This window comes from Candidatus Pelagibacter sp. HIMB1521, assembly GCF_052047875.1.
Classification (GTDB): Bacteria; Pseudomonadota; Alphaproteobacteria; order Pelagibacterales; family Pelagibacteraceae; genus Pelagibacter.
Genome location: NZ_JBNAIZ010000002.1, coordinates 16,399 through 31,677, shown reverse-complemented (window position 1 = coordinate 31,677; position 15,279 = coordinate 16,399). Strand labels below are relative to the sequence as shown.

13 protein-coding genes and 1 riboswitch are annotated in these 15,279 nt (G+C 29.7%); of the genes, 10 read left to right on the top strand and 3 right to left on the bottom strand.

Features of this window, described 5'->3' with window-relative positions:
- Window positions 1–2 precede the first annotated feature (2 nt).
- The 5 genes from kdsB (at window position 3) to recR (ending at window position 4,283) form a co-directional block, all read left to right on the top strand.
- Complete coding sequence (gene kdsB, locus ACTTA5_RS00875) at window positions 3–734, top strand: 3-deoxy-manno-octulosonate cytidylyltransferase (RefSeq protein WP_440647177.1); 732 nt, start codon at window positions 3–5, stop codon at window positions 732–734.
- Window positions 734–1,567: a prephenate dehydratase domain-containing protein gene (locus tag ACTTA5_RS00870; protein WP_440647175.1), complete on the top strand. Its 834-nt coding sequence runs from the start codon at window positions 734–736 to the stop codon at window positions 1,565–1,567. The genes kdsB and ACTTA5_RS00870 overlap by 1 nt, the downstream gene beginning before the upstream one ends.
- Window positions 1,568–1,708: 141 nt before the next feature.
- Window positions 1,709–3,358, top strand: a complete 1,650-nt coding sequence (dnaX, locus tag ACTTA5_RS00865; protein WP_440647173.1) for a DNA polymerase III subunit gamma/tau — start codon at window positions 1,709–1,711, stop codon at window positions 3,356–3,358.
- Complete coding sequence (locus ACTTA5_RS00860; RefSeq protein ID WP_440647171.1) at window positions 3,351–3,668, top strand: YbaB/EbfC family nucleoid-associated protein; 318 nt, start codon at window positions 3,351–3,353, stop codon at window positions 3,666–3,668. The genes dnaX and ACTTA5_RS00860 overlap by 8 nt, the downstream gene beginning before the upstream one ends.
- A gap of 3 nt (window positions 3,669–3,671) precedes the next feature.
- Complete coding sequence (gene recR / locus ACTTA5_RS00855) at window positions 3,672–4,283, top strand: recombination mediator RecR (protein ID WP_075505986.1); 612 nt, start codon at window positions 3,672–3,674, stop codon at window positions 4,281–4,283.
- On the opposite strand, the gene ACTTA5_RS00850 is transcribed toward recR, so the two are convergent.
- Window positions 4,270–6,432, bottom strand: coding sequence for a malate synthase G (locus ACTTA5_RS00850; protein WP_440647169.1), 2,163 nt, complete (start codon window positions 6,430–6,432; stop codon window positions 4,270–4,272). The two genes, recR and ACTTA5_RS00850, sit on opposite strands and share 14 nt — an antisense overlap.
- Before the next feature lie 79 nt (window positions 6,433–6,511).
- Window positions 6,512–6,599, bottom strand: a riboswitch (glycine riboswitch).
- Between the two features lie 104 nt (window positions 6,600–6,703).
- Here ACTTA5_RS00850 and ACTTA5_RS00845 point away from each other — a divergent pair.
- Window positions 6,704–7,798, top strand: a complete 1,095-nt coding sequence (locus ACTTA5_RS00845) for an acetyl-CoA carboxylase carboxyltransferase subunit alpha (RefSeq protein WP_440647167.1) — start codon at window positions 6,704–6,706, stop codon at window positions 7,796–7,798.
- 3 nt (window positions 7,799–7,801) lie between these two features.
- Here ACTTA5_RS00845 and secA read toward each other — a convergent pair whose 3' ends face one another.
- Window positions 7,802–10,336 (bottom strand): preprotein translocase subunit SecA, encoded by a 2,535-nt coding sequence (gene secA / locus ACTTA5_RS00840; RefSeq protein WP_440647165.1) that lies wholly within the window; start codon window positions 10,334–10,336, stop codon window positions 7,802–7,804.
- Window positions 10,337–10,401: 65 nt separating this feature from the next.
- On the opposite strand from secA, the gene argJ reads away from it, so the two are divergent.
- Window positions 10,402–11,703, top strand: a complete 1,302-nt coding sequence (gene argJ / locus ACTTA5_RS00835; RefSeq protein ID WP_440647163.1) for a bifunctional glutamate N-acetyltransferase/amino-acid acetyltransferase ArgJ — start codon at window positions 10,402–10,404, stop codon at window positions 11,701–11,703.
- 39 nt (window positions 11,704–11,742) lie between these two features.
- Window positions 11,743–12,171, top strand: a complete 429-nt coding sequence (locus tag ACTTA5_RS00830) for a DUF1178 family protein (RefSeq protein ID WP_440647161.1) — start codon at window positions 11,743–11,745, stop codon at window positions 12,169–12,171.
- Here ACTTA5_RS00830 and ubiG read toward each other — a convergent pair.
- Complete coding sequence (gene ubiG, locus ACTTA5_RS00825; RefSeq protein ID WP_440647159.1) at window positions 12,168–12,890, bottom strand: bifunctional 2-polyprenyl-6-hydroxyphenol methylase/3-demethylubiquinol 3-O-methyltransferase UbiG; 723 nt, start codon at window positions 12,888–12,890, stop codon at window positions 12,168–12,170. The genes ACTTA5_RS00830 and ubiG overlap by 4 nt on opposite strands.
- Window positions 12,891–12,966: 76 nt before the next feature.
- Between ubiG and ACTTA5_RS00820 the strand changes: the two genes are divergently transcribed.
- Together ACTTA5_RS00820 and ispG are read left to right on the top strand one after the other, a co-directional pair.
- Window positions 12,967–14,178 carry an aspartate kinase gene (locus ACTTA5_RS00820; RefSeq protein ID WP_440647157.1) on the top strand — a complete coding sequence of 404 codons (1,212 nt, stop codon included), beginning with the start codon at window positions 12,967–12,969 and terminating at the stop codon, window positions 14,176–14,178.
- A gap of 4 nt (window positions 14,179–14,182) precedes the next feature.
- Complete coding sequence (gene ispG, locus ACTTA5_RS00815; protein WP_440647155.1) at window positions 14,183–15,277, top strand: flavodoxin-dependent (E)-4-hydroxy-3-methylbut-2-enyl-diphosphate synthase; 1,095 nt, start codon at window positions 14,183–14,185, stop codon at window positions 15,275–15,277.
- Window positions 15,278–15,279: the final 2 nt, after the last annotated feature.

Below are 15,279 nucleotides of genomic sequence, written 5' to 3'. Positions count from 1 at the left end.
TAATGAAAACTCTTATAATTATACCCTCTAGATTGTCCGCAACTAGGCTTCCAGGAAAACCATTGTTAAAAATTAATAATATTTCAATTATTTCACATGTATACAAGAGGGCAAAAGAGGCAAATATTGGAGAGGTAATTGTTGCTGCAGAAGATCAAGAGATTGTCAATGATGTAAAAAATAATGGAGGAAATGCTATTTTAACAAGCAATAAACATAAAACTGGTACAGACCGAATTTATGAAGCTTATCAAAAACTCAACTTAGATAATATTGATTTTATAATGAATCTTCAGGGCGATGAACCAGCAATAAATATTCAGGATATTGTAAATCTGAACCAGATGATGATAACTCATAAAGCACAAATAGGTACCGTTGCGGCTAAAATTAAGAATAAGTCAGATTTAGCAAATGAGAATATAGTTAAAGTTATTACTGAAAATAATTTAGAAGATAACCCGTTTTCTAAAGCAAAAATATTTTTAAGGAAATCTCAAGATGCCTTAAATATTTATCACCATGTTGGGATATATTGTTATTCATCTGAAATTCTTAAAAACTTTGTTGAATTAGAACAATCTAAAAATGAAATTGAAAATAGATTAGAACAACTTAGGGCTTTAGATAATAATATAAAAATAAATGTTGCTCTAGCCAAAAAAGCTCCAATAGGAGTTGACACAGAGGAAGATTATCTAGCCTTAAAAAAAATAATGGAATATAAGTCCTGATGGGTAAAATATATTTTCAAGGAACATTTGGAGCCTATTCTCATTTAGCAGCAGTATCAATCGAACCTGATGCTGAAATTTTACCTTGTAAAACTTTTGATGATTGTTTTAATAAAGCCTCGGAAGAACCTGATTGTAGAATAATAATACCAGAGTCTAACAGAATTACAGGAAATATAGGAATTGAATATTTAATTTTTAAACATAGATTGAATATTTACCAAGAGCATTTTCAAAAAATCGAACATAATTTATTAGGTCAGCCAGGATCTAAACTTTCTGATATAAAAGAAGTTTATTCACATGCACAGGGTTTATCGCAATGTTCAAATTTCATAAAAGAAAATAATATTGCTGAACATATAAGAGCAGATACAGCCGGATCAGCTGAAATGATTTCAAAAACAAAAGACAAAAAACAAGCAGCAATAGCATCATCTCTAAGTGCTGAAATTTATAATCTTAATATAATTAAGAAAAATATAGAAAACGAGAGTGGAAATTTAACAAGGTTTCTTCTTATGGGAAAAAATATATCTCAACCTGAGTTTGGAAATAAAAAATATATAACTTCATTTTTATTTAAACTAAAAAGTAAACCTGCAGCTCTTTATCAATCACTTGGAGGATTTGCTATCAATGGAGTAAATCTTACTAAGCTTCAAAGTTACCCTGAAAAAAATTCTTTTGATTCTTATTTTTTCTTATGTGATTTAGATGGACATATTGAAGATCCAAAGGTCCAAAAATCTCTTGAAGAGCTAGGCTTACATTGTGAGGATTTTCACGTCCTAGGTGTTTTTGAAGCTGATAGTTTGAGACAAAAAAAATAATAATCTTTTCTTGTAGATTAGAAATTTTAACTGCTATAATAGATTTGGAGGCTAGAGGTGGATGCTGCTTGAACCCGACCAGATCTTAACGGAAGCAGTCGTAGAGACAGTTATTCAGGTTCTAGTCTCCTTAAAAAATTTATGAATAGCAACTCAAAAGTACTAGCTCTTAAATATAGACCTCAAATATTTGATGATCTTATTGGTCAAGAAGTTGTTGCTGAAACAATTATAAACTCAATAAAAGCTGACAAAGTACCAAATGCATATTTGTTTACTGGAATTAGAGGGATTGGAAAAACTACAACTGCAAGAATTGTAGCAAAAGCCTTGAATTGCTTAAATGGTATTGAAAAAATGTGCATTGATAATTTGTGTGAAAATTGTCAATCGATTGCAAATTCAAGTCACATTGATGTACTTGAGATGGATGCAGCTAGCAAGACAGGAGTTGATGATGTTAGAGATCTAATTGAGTTTTCCAGATACGGACCTACTTCAGCAAAGTACAAAATATTTATAATCGATGAAGTTCATATGTTAAGTAAACAAGCTTTTAATGCTTTACTAAAAACATTGGAAGAACCACCTTCTTATTTAAAATTTATATTTGCCACAACAGAAATAAAAAAGATCCCCATAACAGTCGTTTCAAGGTGTCAGCGTTTTGATCTTTCAAGGATTAAATCTTCTGAATTGCTAGATTTTTTAAAAAAAATTAAAGATAAAGAAAACGGAAAAGTTACGGATGACGCTCTAAAATTAATTGTAAAAATATCTGAAGGCTCAGTAAGAGATGCACTTTCTCTTTTAGATAGAGCGTTATTGAGTTTAGATAATGATAAAGAACTAGATTTAAATTCCGCTCAAAAGATTTTTGGATATTTTGATAAATCACAATTAATTGATTTATTTGAATTGATATTAAGAGGAGAAGAAGAAAAGGTAATAAAAATTTACAGAAAAATATATGATCAAGGAGTTGAACCAAAAATATTTTTAAATGATTTTTTAGAGCTGTTATATTACTTTAAAAATATAAATTCTCTAACTTTAGAAAGCACAAATTTTTCTCTTAATGATGAAGAATTTAACAAAATAAAAAATATTTCTAATCAAATCCAACCAGATGTATTAATTTTATTTTGGCAATTTTCTATCAAGTCGTTAGAAGAATTAGATATTGTATCAAATCAACATTTATCAATTGAGATGTTTTTAATTAGATTAATGCACTTAAGTTCTGTAAAACAAGTTAAACAATTAGATACAAAACCTAAAGAAGAAAATTCAACTAGCAAAATTGAAATAAAAACAGAGACTAAAATTATTGATCAAATAAAAAATATTTCTCAAGAAGAAAAAAAGAACCCTGAAATACAAACTGATGTTAAAGCAGAACTCAAAACTCAAATTAATTCTTTTGATGAATTAATTTCTGTATGCACACGTAAAAGAGAATTAAAACTTAAATTTGAATTAGAGAAAAATGTAAATTTGGTTAAATTTGAAAAAAATAGGATTGAGATTTCATTCAATGACAGTCTTGATAAAGATTTTGTAAAAGATCTTTCCACAAAGCTTTTTGAATGGACAAAAGAAAGATGGATTATCACACTTAGTAAATCAAAAGGAGATATTTCAATTAGAGAAAAGAAAGAAAATGAAAAAAAAATATTAATTGAAAAAGCTAAACAAACTGAAATTTATAAAAACTTTATGGAAAATTTTCCTGATGCAGAACTGGTAGATGTTAAATCGATAACTAAGGAGGATAAAGATAATGACTGATTTTAATAAAATATTAGACAAAGCAAAAGAACTTGAAGCGAAAATGAAAGAGAGTCAGCAAAAAATTAAGGAGATTAGAGTAGAGGGTGTCTCTGGCTTAAATTCAGCAAAAATCGTCTTGGATGGAGAAGGTGAAATGCAATCAATTAAACTATCAGATGAAATAATGAAAGAAGACAAATCAATAATAGAAGATTTAATTGTAGCTGCACATAATAACGCCAAATCACAATTAAAGTCGAAAACCTCAGAAGAGATATCAAAAGCTACAGGTGGATTTGGAATACCTGGTTTTAAGTGGCCACTATAGTAGATGCAAAATATTAACGAGATTGAGGAATTAATAAAATTAATTTCAAAGCTTCCAGGTTTAGGACCAAAATCTGCCAAAAGGATTGTTTTAAAACTCATTAATAACCGTGATGAATTAGTAAAACCAATGGCAAATACATTGGCCCAAGTTTATAAAAATGTAACTAGATGTAATTCTTGTGGTTCACTTAAATCAATTTCAACTGGATGTATAAATTGTGAAAATACAAAAAATAAATATTCAAAGATTTGTGTTGTAGAAGACATTGCTGATCAATGGTCGATTGAAAATTCAAATATTTATCAAGGGTATTTTCATATTCTGGGAGGCACTATTTCATCAGTAGGTCAAAGAAAGGAAGATTTACTTGTAAATTCGCTGGTTGAGAGAGTTAATCGAGATAAAATTGAAGAAGTTATATTAGCCACAAGTGCAACTGTTGAAGGTCAAACTACTGCTTACTACATTCAAGATAGCCTAAAAAATTCTAATGTAAAAATTACAAAACTTGCACAAGGGTTACCTGTGGGTGGTGAAATTGAAAGTTTAGACGATGGGACTTTATTTTCTGCTTTTAAAAATAGGTCTAATTTAGTTTCTAATTCAGATTAGACTTTTTGGTAAGTCTATTTAAATGTAGTAAAGGTTCAGTATAACCAGATGGTTGTTCTTTTCCTTTAAATACCAAATCACAAGCAGTTTGAAATGCAATTGAATTTTCAAAGTTTTCACTCATTCTTACGTAATTAGAGTCATTTTTATTTTGATCATCTACAATTTTAGCCATGTCTTTAAGAATTTCTACAACTTGAATTTTAGTTGTAATTCCATGATGTATCCAATTTGCAATATGTTGAGATGAAATTCTAAGTGTAGCTCTATCTTCCATTAAACCTACGTTATTTATATCTGGTACTTTGGAGCACCCAACTCCTTGATCGATCCATCTCACAACATAACCTAATAAAGTTTGAGCTGAGTTAGAAATTTCTTTATTAATTTCATTCACAGACCAATTTGGTCTATCAGCAGTAGGTATGGTTAAAAGATCATCAAGCTTTGCTTGTTCTCTATTTTTAATTTTTTGTTGTTCATCAAAAATATTTATTTCATGATAATGTAGCGAATGCAAAGCTGCAGCAGTTGGAGATGGAACCCATGCACAATTTGCACCTGCTTTTAAATGTCCAGTTTTTTGCTCCATCATTTCTTTCATTTTATCAGGCATTGCCCACATTCCTTTTCCAATTTGAGCTTTTCCAGAAAATCCACATTTTAAACCAATATCAACATTGTTGTTTTCATAGGCTGTGATCCATTTTGAGGTTTTCATGTCACCTTTTTTAATCATTGGACCAGCCTCCATAGAGGTGTGCATTTCATCACCAGTTCTATCGAGAAAACCTGTATTTATAAAGAAAACTCTATTTTTTAACGATCTAATGCACTCTTTTAAATTAGCTGAAGTTCTTCTTTCTTCATCCATTATTCCAATCTTGCAAGTGTATTTTTGCAAACCTAAAACTTCTTCAACTTTTGAGAAAAGCAAATCAGTAAATGCAGTTTCATCTGGTCCATGCATTTTTGGTTTCACAATATAAATAGAACCAGTTCTTGAATTGGTTTTTTTCTTAATATCATGAAGGGCAGCAGCTGTAGTAATGAATGCATCCATTATTCCTTCTGGAACTTCACTACCATCTTTTAAAATTATTGATGGATTAGTCATTAAGTGACCAACATTTCTAACTAGCAGTAAACTTCTTCCATGAAGCTTTAAACCTTTTCCATCTTTTGAAATATAGCTTCTATTAGGATTAAGTTTTCTTTCAAATAATTTTCCTTCTTTTTCAAATTTTGATTTTAGATCACCTTTCATTAGACCTAGCCAATTTCTGTAACAAACAATTTTATCTTCTGCATCTACAGCAGCTACACTATCTTCGTTATCACATATAGTTGACACCGCAGATTCTAAAATTATGTCACTAATACCAGCATGATCTTGTTGAGCCGCAAAAGCTCTTGAGTCTTTTAAAATTTCTATATGTAAATTGTTATTTTTTAAAATTATAGCAGACGGGTTGTCAGCTTCACCTCTATGACCAATAAACTTATTCTCATCTACCAAATCATAAATATCAGCACCTTTTAAAGCTTTAAATTTTCCATACTTAACCGCAAAACTTGTAATCTTTTGCCAACTCAATCCTGCTAATGGAAAAAATTTATCTAAAAAATCTCTTCCATATTTTATTACCATCTCACCTCTTAATGGGTCGTATCTTTCAGATACACTATCTTCTGATTGTTCAATTACATCTGTTCCATACAGACTATCGTACAAGCTCATCCATCTAGCATTAGCAGCATTTAATGCATATCTCGCATTCATGACTGGTACAACAAGTTGAGGTCCAGCAATACTTGTTATTTCCTCATCAACATTTTGAGTTGATATTTCAAAATCGTCACCTTCTTCTTTCAAGTAACCAATTTCTGTTAGAAATTTTTTATATTCTGACAAATTAAATTCATTTCCCTTATTTTTTATATGCCAGTTGTCTATTTGTTTTTGTAAGTCTTCTCTAAATTTTATTAATTCTTTATTTTTAGGTGCTAATTCATTGACTGTTTTCTCGAACCCTGACCAAAAATTATCAACAGATAGATCTGTTTCTTTTAATAGCTCGTCGCTAATAAATTGAGAAAGTTTTTCATATACTTTTAAAGTATTTATATTTATATATTTTTCTTGCATATCACCTAAATTACCCCATCTGTATTTTTGCCTGAGAGTTTTGCTCCTTCGGCGGAATTAATTCTCTTTCCAGAGTGTTATGAAACTATCGGTCCTTTTTACCTGAGAGTTTCCGGTGTGGTTGCTCCTTCGGTGCTAAATCTATTAGTCTCTCCCGATAGCAAAATATGTATCTTCTTCTAGAAAAGAGTCAATTAATAACAATTACACTTTAAATTAAATATCATTTTATTGCCTTTTTTATGAATTAACCATCCGCTATAAGCATATTATGAAAAATTATCTTAATTTTGAAACTGAGATTAAAGATTTAGAGACAGAATTGGAAAAATTAAAAGATCCCTATAATCAGGAGGGATTGTCAGAAGTAGATACGCAAAAAATTTCAAAAACACAAGTTGAGTTAGATCAAAAATTAAATGATATATATTCAAACCTAGATCCATGGCAAACCACCATGGTTGCAAGACATGAAGACAGACCAAAGTCTAAATTTTTCATAGATAATTTATTCGAAGATTTTATTTCTCTATCTGGAGACCGTTATTATGGCGAAGATAAATCTGTACTTACAGGTTTTGCAAAATTCAATGGTTATTCGGTTTTGGTTATTGGCCAAGAAAAGGGTGAAGATTTAGATAGCAGAATCGAAAGAAATTTTGGGATGATGCGACCTGAGGGTTATAGAAAAACTATTCGATTAATGAATTTAGCAAATAAATTTAAAATTCCAATTATCTCTTTTATAGATACGCCAGGCGCTTATCCTGGTGTAGGCGCAGAGGAAAGAGGTCAAGCTGAGGCAATAGCAAAATCAATTGAATGTTGCATGGAACTTAAGGTGCCAACTATTGCAATAATTATAGGTGAAGGTGGCTCAGGTGGTGCGATTGCATTAGCATCATCTAACAAAGTTATCATGCTAGAAAATGCTATTTATTCAGTTATATCTCCTGAAGGCTGTGCAACTATATTGTGGAGAGATCCAAAAAAAATGCTTGATGCAGCAAAAGCAATGAAGCTTTCTGCAAAAGATTTATTAAAATTAAAAGTTATTGATGAAATAATCCCAGAACCTTTAGGCGGTGCTCACAGGGATAGAGACCTGATGCTTGATAACGTTAGAAAATCTATTTCTACAAATTTAGATCAATACAAAGAAATGACGTCAGAAGATATAATGAATGAAAGAAAAAATAAATTTTTAAAAATTGGAAGAAATGATGGTTTCATGAGCAATGTAGAAGATTTAAGCAATTTGACCATTAAGAAAAATAATTTTGATAATATTTTTAAATCAAAAAAATTATTATTTGGTATTGGTGTAGGTTTATTGTTTTTAGCTTCTTTATTATTTCTTTCTTAAGAATTACAAAGCTCCATGGCAATGTTTAAATTTCTTGCCTGATCCACAAAAGCAAGGTTCATTTCTTCCCATTTTTTTGGTTTGTGGTTTTGGATTTACTCTTTCCTCATTGGAAGATCTTTCTTCTGTTATAACTTTTAAATTCATTAAAATTGTAACGTAGTCTAATTTTAATTTTTCTAATAAATTTGAAAATAAATCAAAAGCTTCTTTTTTATATTCAACTAAAGGATCTCTACCACCATAGGATCTTAACCCAATTACCTGTCTAAGCTGTTCTAGATATTGTATATGTGATTTCCAATTCAAATCTATTGTTTGCAAAAATATTCTTTTTTCGATTTCTTTTGCATGCTGCTCGTTTAGAACTTTAATTCTTTCATTACGTGTCTCATTGAATTTTGAGGATATTTGATCTTTCAGTTCATTATCTTTTGCAGAAATTAAACTTTCAAGTTCAGTATCATTAAAACTTTTCCCAACAATTTGCCTAACTTTATTGTTAAACTCATTACTTTTTGGATTAGATAGATTTTGAATTTTTAATTTTATCAAGTCTTCTGATATTTCTTTTAAATATTCATCAGAATAGTCAAAAATATTTTCACTATTCATTGCGTTCTTTCTTTGAGAAAACACGACATGTCTTTGGTCATTCAAAACATTATCAAATTTGATAAGTGTTTTTCTGATATCAAAGTTTCTAGCTTCAACTTTTTGCTGGGCTCTTTCTAATGCTTTGTTGATCCACGGGTGATCAATACTTTCACCATCTTTTAAACCAAGTTTTTCAAGCATATTATTCATAGATTCTGATCCAAAAATTCTCATTAAATCATCTTCTAAACTTACATAAAATACAGAACTACCCTCATCTCCTTGTCGTCCAGCCCTTCCTCTTGCTTGATTGTCCACTCTTCTAGACTCCATTCTTTCTGTACCAATTACAAATAAGCCACCTAGAGATTTAATTTTTTCTTTATCTATTTTTAACTGATCATCAGGAATTGATCCTTTTTTTCCACCAAGCTGGATGTCAACACCTCTTCCAGAAATACTAGTTGTAATTATCAAAGATTTTTCTTTTCCAGCATTTGCAATAATTTCAGCTTCATTTTCATGGTTTTTTGCATTTAAAACTACGTGATTAATATTTTTTTCATTTAATAATTTAGAATAAACTTCAGATTTGTTGATACTGGATGTGAATACCAAAATTGGTTGACCAATTTCATGTTTCTCAATGATCTTTTTAATTATTGCATCATTTTTTTCTTTTTCAGTTCTAAAGATCAAATCATTATAATCCTTTCGGACCATTTCTTTATTTGTTGGTATTACAACGACTGAGAGATTGTATATCTCAAAAAATTCTTCAGACTCTGTGACTGCAGTACCGGTGCAACCTGATATTTTCTTATATAGTTTAAAATAATTTTGATAGGTAATAGATGCTAAAGTTTGATTTTCAGCTTGTATTTGAATTTTTTCTTTAGCTTCAAGAGCTTGATGAAGTCCATCTCCAAATCTCCTTCCTTCTAAAATTCTACCAGTCAACTCGTCTATGATTTTAAGAACTCCGTCTTTTACTATGTAATCTTTTCCTTTTTCAAACAAATGATTTGCACGAAGCGCTTGATTTACGTGATGAACTAAATGAAGATTTTCTGGGTCATAAAAATTATCATTTTTTAGGATACCTGCATTAGAAAAAAGTTTTTCAACATTATTGATACCCTCGTTTGTTAAAAGTATACTTTTTTCTTTCTCATCTATTTCAAAATCTTTGTTATTTAAAATTTTGACAAGTTTATCTATTGCTAGGTATTGAGCAGTTTTATCTTCTGCAGCTCCAGAAATTACGAGTGGGGTTCTTGCTTCATCAATTAAACAGGAATCTATTTCATCTACAATTGAAAATGCATGAGATCTTTGAACCATTTCTGTTTGAGAAAACTTCATGTTATCTCTTAGATAATCAAATCCTAATTCACTGTTGGTTGCATAAGTAATGTCACAATTGTAGTTTTTCTCTCTTTCTAGATCATCTTGGTCATTATTTATAAATCCAGAAGTAAGACCTAGAAAATTATATATGAGACCCATTTCAATCGAATCTCTTTTTGCTAAGTAATCATTGACTGTTACTATATGAACTCCATTTCCAGAAAGCGCATTTAAATAAGCCGCTAAAGCAATAGTGAGTGTTTTTCCTTCACCTGTTCTCATTTCTGCAATTTTACCTTCGTGAAGAACTACTCCCCCAATAAGTTGAACATCAAAGTGTCTTTCTTGTCTTGTTCTTTTTGCAGCTTCTCTTACTAGTGCAAATGCTTCAGGTAGAATTTCGTCTAAACTTTTTCCATTTTTTAATTGATTTTTAAATTCAACTGTTTTTTTCGGAAAGTCTGTATCGCTTAATTTTATGAATTGTTCCTCCTGCGAATTTATTTTTTCTACAATTTTTCCAATTCTATCTAGTTCTTTTTGATTACTAGATTTGATAAATTTTGTAATTAGGTTAAGCGGGTTAAACATGACTATTTGATTTATTCTTTAAATATATTGTTTAATATATGTATTAAACAATTATTTTAAATATCATGGGTATTAATTTAACAAATTTTTTAACCTCGAAATCAAAAAATACTAGAATGATGGATTTCCAGGACCTTGATCATATAGATGGCTTATCTATTTCAGCTCTAAGTGCAGATTTATACAAAACTAAAAGAGATGATTTAGTAATGTTTTACTTTAGAGATGGTGCAAATCATGCCTCTGTCTATACACAGTCAAAAATTATCTCAGAAAATATTAAATGGAATATAAATCAAAAATCAAAAAAAATTTATTCTCTTATAGTGAATACTAGAAATGCAAATGCTTTCACAGGCAAACAAGGTTACGAAAGTCTAGCAAAAATTGCTAATTTAACTTCTGAGCAATTATCAAAAAAACAAGTTGAAGATGAAGATCATCCAAAGAAAATTACTTCAAAAGAAATTATTTTTGGATGCACAGGTACAATAGGTGAAACCTTTCCATGTGAGAAGATAATAGATCAAATTCCAAACTTGATTAAAAAAATCAACTATACACAAAACAAATTTCTTTGGATGAAAGCAGCTTTAGGAATAATGACCACTGATACAAAACCAAAACTTGCTATGGAGCAATGTAAAATTGGAGATAAAGAGGTAAAAATTTATGGTGTTGCCAAAGGTTCAGGTATGATATTCCCAAATATGGGAACCACTTTGGCATACATATTTACAGATGCCAACTTATCAAATGATATTTTAAATAAATTATTAAAAAAAAATATTACAAATACATTTAATGCTATTTCGTGTGATGGGGACACTAGCACAAATGATATGGTTAGTATTTTTGCAACAAATAAAGCAAACAATTCAAATATTAAAAGTATAAATGATATAAAACTAAAAAAATTCGACAAAGCATTAAACAATGTTTTGTTAAATTTAGCTAAGAGGGTAGTTTCTGATGGAGAAGGAGCATCAAAATTTGTCACAATAAATATCAATAAAAGCAAAAGTGAACAAGATGCAAAGACGATTGCTTTCTCAATAGCAAATTCAGCTTTGGTAAAAACAGCTATTGCTGGTGAAGATCCAAACTGGGGACGAATAGTGATGGCAATAGGAAAAGCAGGACCAAAAATAAACTTAAATAAATTAGGTTTCAAATTTGGAAATTATCAAATAATTCAGGATGGAAAATTACACAAGAACTACGATGAAAAATTAGTAGCAGAATATATGAAAGGTGAAAATATAGATATCACAGTGGATTTGTTTACTGGTGCTAAAAGCTTTACTGCTTTTACTATGGATTTTACAAAAAATTATATTGAGATTAATGCTGATTATAGAAGTTAAGCATATTGAAATATAAATTTTGATAACTAATTCTATACTATGATAAGATACAAACTTTTTTGTAACGATTGTGAATTAAAGTTTGATAGTTGGTTCTCTTCTTCATCAGAATATGAAAAATTAAAAAAGAAAAAACTTTTAATCTGTCACAACTGTAATTCTGAAAAAGTTGAAAAAACATTAATGGCTCCTCAGCTAATAAGTAGAAAAGCTAAAAATGAAGAAAAATTTGATACTCAGAAGTACAAAAAAATTAAGAAAACAATTAAGAATTACCAAAAGTTTATAAAAGATAATTTTAAGTACGTTGGGGATAATTTTGCATATGAAGCTAGATCTATTCACTACAATAGTGAGAAACCTACAAAAGGGATATATGGTAAAGCCTCTCAAAAAGACATTAAAGAGCTCAAAGAAGAGGGTATAGATACACAATTAATTCCTTGGGTTGATGAAAAAGAAAATTAATTTTTCTTAAATTCAGCAATATAATTTACTGATAAATCTTTAGAAACATTCCATTCATCCTTTAGAATGTTAAAATTCATTCCATCAATTTTTTTGAGATTTAGATTGTTCTTGATTAGAATACTTTTTAATTCCTCAGGCTTAACAAACTTTTCCCATTCATGGGTACCAATAGGAAGCCATCTCAAAACATATTCCGCACCAACAATTGCAAATATATATGATTTTAAGGTTTTATTTATAGTTGCAACAAACATTAATCCATTTTTTTTTAAAAGATTAGCACATGATTTTAAAAAAAAATCAACATCCTCAACATGTTCAACAATCTCCATGTTCAAAATTACATCAAATTTTTTTGTTGTTTTTAGTTTTTCAGGCGATGAACATATATAGTTTATTTTTAGATTATTTTTTTTTGCATGTAAGTTTGCTACAGCAATATTTTTATTTGAAGCATCGATTGCTGTAACATTAGCACCCAATCTACTCATGGGCTCAGATAACAATCCTCCTCCACATCCAATATCAAGGACATTTATTCCAGAAAGAGGATATTTTTTATTTTTAAGTTGAAATTCTTTAATTACACTTTCTTTTATATATTTTATTCTTATAGGATTAAATTTATGAAGAGGTTTAAATTTTCCTTCCGGATCCCACCATTCGGCTGCCATATTTGAAAATTTTTCTATTTCTTTTTTATTAATACTGTTCATAATATATAATTAGTTGACATAACAATTAAGATGTACTTTATCAATTTATAATTAAATTATATTAATTCAACTGATCATGAAAACTGTTGTACTAAAATTTGGTGGAACTTCTGTTGGTAGCATAGATAGAATTAAAAAAGTATGCAAAATTATAGCTACTTATAAAAAGAAAAAAAATAGAGTTTTGGTGATTTCATCTGCAATGAGTGGAGTGACCAATGAGCTTGTAAAAAAATCGAAACAAATTAGTAATAATTTTAGCAGATCTGAATATGATGCACTTGTCTCCACTGGAGAACAGGTTTCATGTGCTTTAATTGCAGGAAGACTTACTCATGATGGTTTTAAATCTAGATCATGGGTTTCTTGGCAATTACCAATAATTACCGATGGACCTTATTCTGGAGCAAGAATAAATAAGATAATTACAAAAGAATTAAATAATTATGTCAAGCAAGGTGGGATCCCAATTGTTACTGGTTTTCAAGGAATTAATAATGAAAATAGAATTACCACAATAGGAAGAAGTGGTTCTGATGCTACTGCAATAATGTTAGCAAAATTTATTAAAGCCGATGAGTGTATTATTTATACAGATGTTGATGGTGTTTATACTACCGATCCAAGACAACATAAAAAAGCAAAGAAAATTAAAAAAATATTTTATGATGAGATGTTAGAAATGGCATCTTTAGGATCAAAAGTGATGCAACCAACATCGGTTCAAGATGCAAAGTTAAATAACATTGATATTAAAGTTAAATCTTCGTTTGTTAATAAACCAGGTACATTAATAACAGGCTCTAAAAAGGCGTTTAGCGATCAAATAATTACTGGGATATCTTCAACTAAAAATGACGCCAAGATCACAATTGTAGGAGTTAAAGATAGACCTGGTGTTGCTGCTTCGGTTTTTAGACCACTATCAAGAAATTTAATTAACGTTGATATGGTTGTACAAAATATTTCTCAAAATGGAAAAGATACTGACTTAACTTTTACAATTAAATCTGATGATCTGAAAAAAACCGAGAAATTAATTAAGCAAAATAAATCGATATCTTATAAAAAACTTTCTTTTGATAAAAATCTTTCCAAAGTTTCTATAATTGGAGTTGGTATGATTACTACACCTGGAATTACTTACAGGATGTTTCAAGCTTTAGCTTTAAAAAAAATAAACATTTTAGTTATATCAACATCTGAAATTAAAATTTCAGTATTAGTTTCATCAAAAAATGTAAAAAAAGCAATAGCTGCTCTTCATAAAGAATTTAAACTAGATTAAACTTATGAATGTAAGACCATTTAGAAATATAAATCGAAAAAAAACTAAAGTAATTAACGTTGGTAATGTTGAGGTTGGTGGTGATAATCCAATATCAGTTCAATCAATGACTAATACTCTGACTACAGATATTTCAGCTACTATAGAACAAATAAATAAAATTCATGAAGAGGGTGCTGACTTGGTAAGAGTTTCCTGTCCAGATGAGGACTCCTCAAAAGCGTTAAGAGAAATTACAAAAAATGTTCAAATACCTGTAATTGCAGATATTCATTTTCATTATAAAAGAGCTATAGAAGCTGCAGAAAATGGAGCGAAGTGTTTAAGAATAAATCCTGGAAATATTGGCGATAAAAATAAAATCTATGAGGTTTTAAGCGCAGCAAAAAATAATGATTGTTCAATTCGAATAGGAGTTAATGCAGGTTCGCTAGAAAAAGATATTCTAGAAAAGTTTAAAGAGCCATGCCCTGAGGCATTAGTAGAGAGTGCAAAAAGAAATATTAAAATATTAGAGGATCAAGATTTTTTTAACTTCAAGATAAGCGTCAAATCCTCTGATGTATTTTTGTCGATTGCAGCTTACAGGCAGCTTTCGGATGCTACTGATTATCCTCTTCATCTTGGAATAACTGAGGCTGGAGGTTTTGTATCAGGAAGTGTTAAGTCTTCAATAGGACTAGGTTCATTACTATTAGATGGAATAGGTGACACTTTAAGAGTTTCTTTGTCAGATGATCCTGTAAAAGAGGTAAAAATTGGAAACGAAATCCTTAAATCTTTAGGATTACGAAATAGAGGAGTTAAAATAATTTCTTGCCCATCTTGTGCAAGGCAAGCATTTCAAGTGATTGATACAGTTAAAATTTTAGAGGAAAAATTATCTCACATAAAAACTCCAATTACCCTATCTATAATTGGATGTGTGGTGAATGGACCTGGCGAGGCTGCTTTAACTGATGTTGGAATAACTGGAGGTGGAAAAGGTAATAATATGCTTTATTTATCTGGGGTGCAAAGTGAAAAAGTATTAACCAACGATATAGTTAATAAAGTCGTAGCAGAAGTAGAAAAAAAAGCCTCTGAAATAGAAAATTAATA

Coding starts and splice junctions, on each gene's coding strand:
- ACTTA5_RS00845 (WP_440647167.1), top strand. CDS start 6,704: ATGAAAAATTATCTTAATTTTGAAACTGAGATTAAAGATTTAGAGACA.
- secA (WP_440647165.1), bottom strand. CDS start 10,336: ATGTTTAACCCGCTTAACCTAATTACAAAATTTATCAAATCTAGTAAT.
- ubiG (WP_440647159.1), bottom strand. CDS start 12,890: ATGAACAGTATTAATAAAAAAGAAATAGAAAAATTTTCAAATATGGCA.
- dnaX (WP_440647173.1), top strand. CDS start 1,709: ATGAATAGCAACTCAAAAGTACTAGCTCTTAAATATAGACCTCAAATA.
- ACTTA5_RS00830 (WP_440647161.1), top strand. CDS start 11,743: ATGATAAGATACAAACTTTTTTGTAACGATTGTGAATTAAAGTTTGAT.
- ispG (WP_440647155.1), top strand. CDS start 14,183: ATGAATGTAAGACCATTTAGAAATATAAATCGAAAAAAAACTAAAGTA.
- ACTTA5_RS00870 (WP_440647175.1), top strand. CDS start 734: ATGGGTAAAATATATTTTCAAGGAACATTTGGAGCCTATTCTCATTTA.
- ACTTA5_RS00850 (WP_440647169.1), bottom strand. CDS start 6,432: ATGCAAGAAAAATATATAAATATAAATACTTTAAAAGTATATGAAAAA.
- recR (WP_075505986.1), top strand. CDS start 3,672: ATGCAAAATATTAACGAGATTGAGGAATTAATAAAATTAATTTCAAAG.
- kdsB (WP_440647177.1), top strand. CDS start 3: ATGAAAACTCTTATAATTATACCCTCTAGATTGTCCGCAACTAGGCTT.
- ACTTA5_RS00820 (WP_440647157.1), top strand. CDS start 12,967: ATGAAAACTGTTGTACTAAAATTTGGTGGAACTTCTGTTGGTAGCATA.
- argJ (WP_440647163.1), top strand. CDS start 10,402: ATGGGTATTAATTTAACAAATTTTTTAACCTCGAAATCAAAAAATACT.
- ACTTA5_RS00860 (WP_440647171.1), top strand. CDS start 3,351: ATGACTGATTTTAATAAAATATTAGACAAAGCAAAAGAACTTGAAGCG.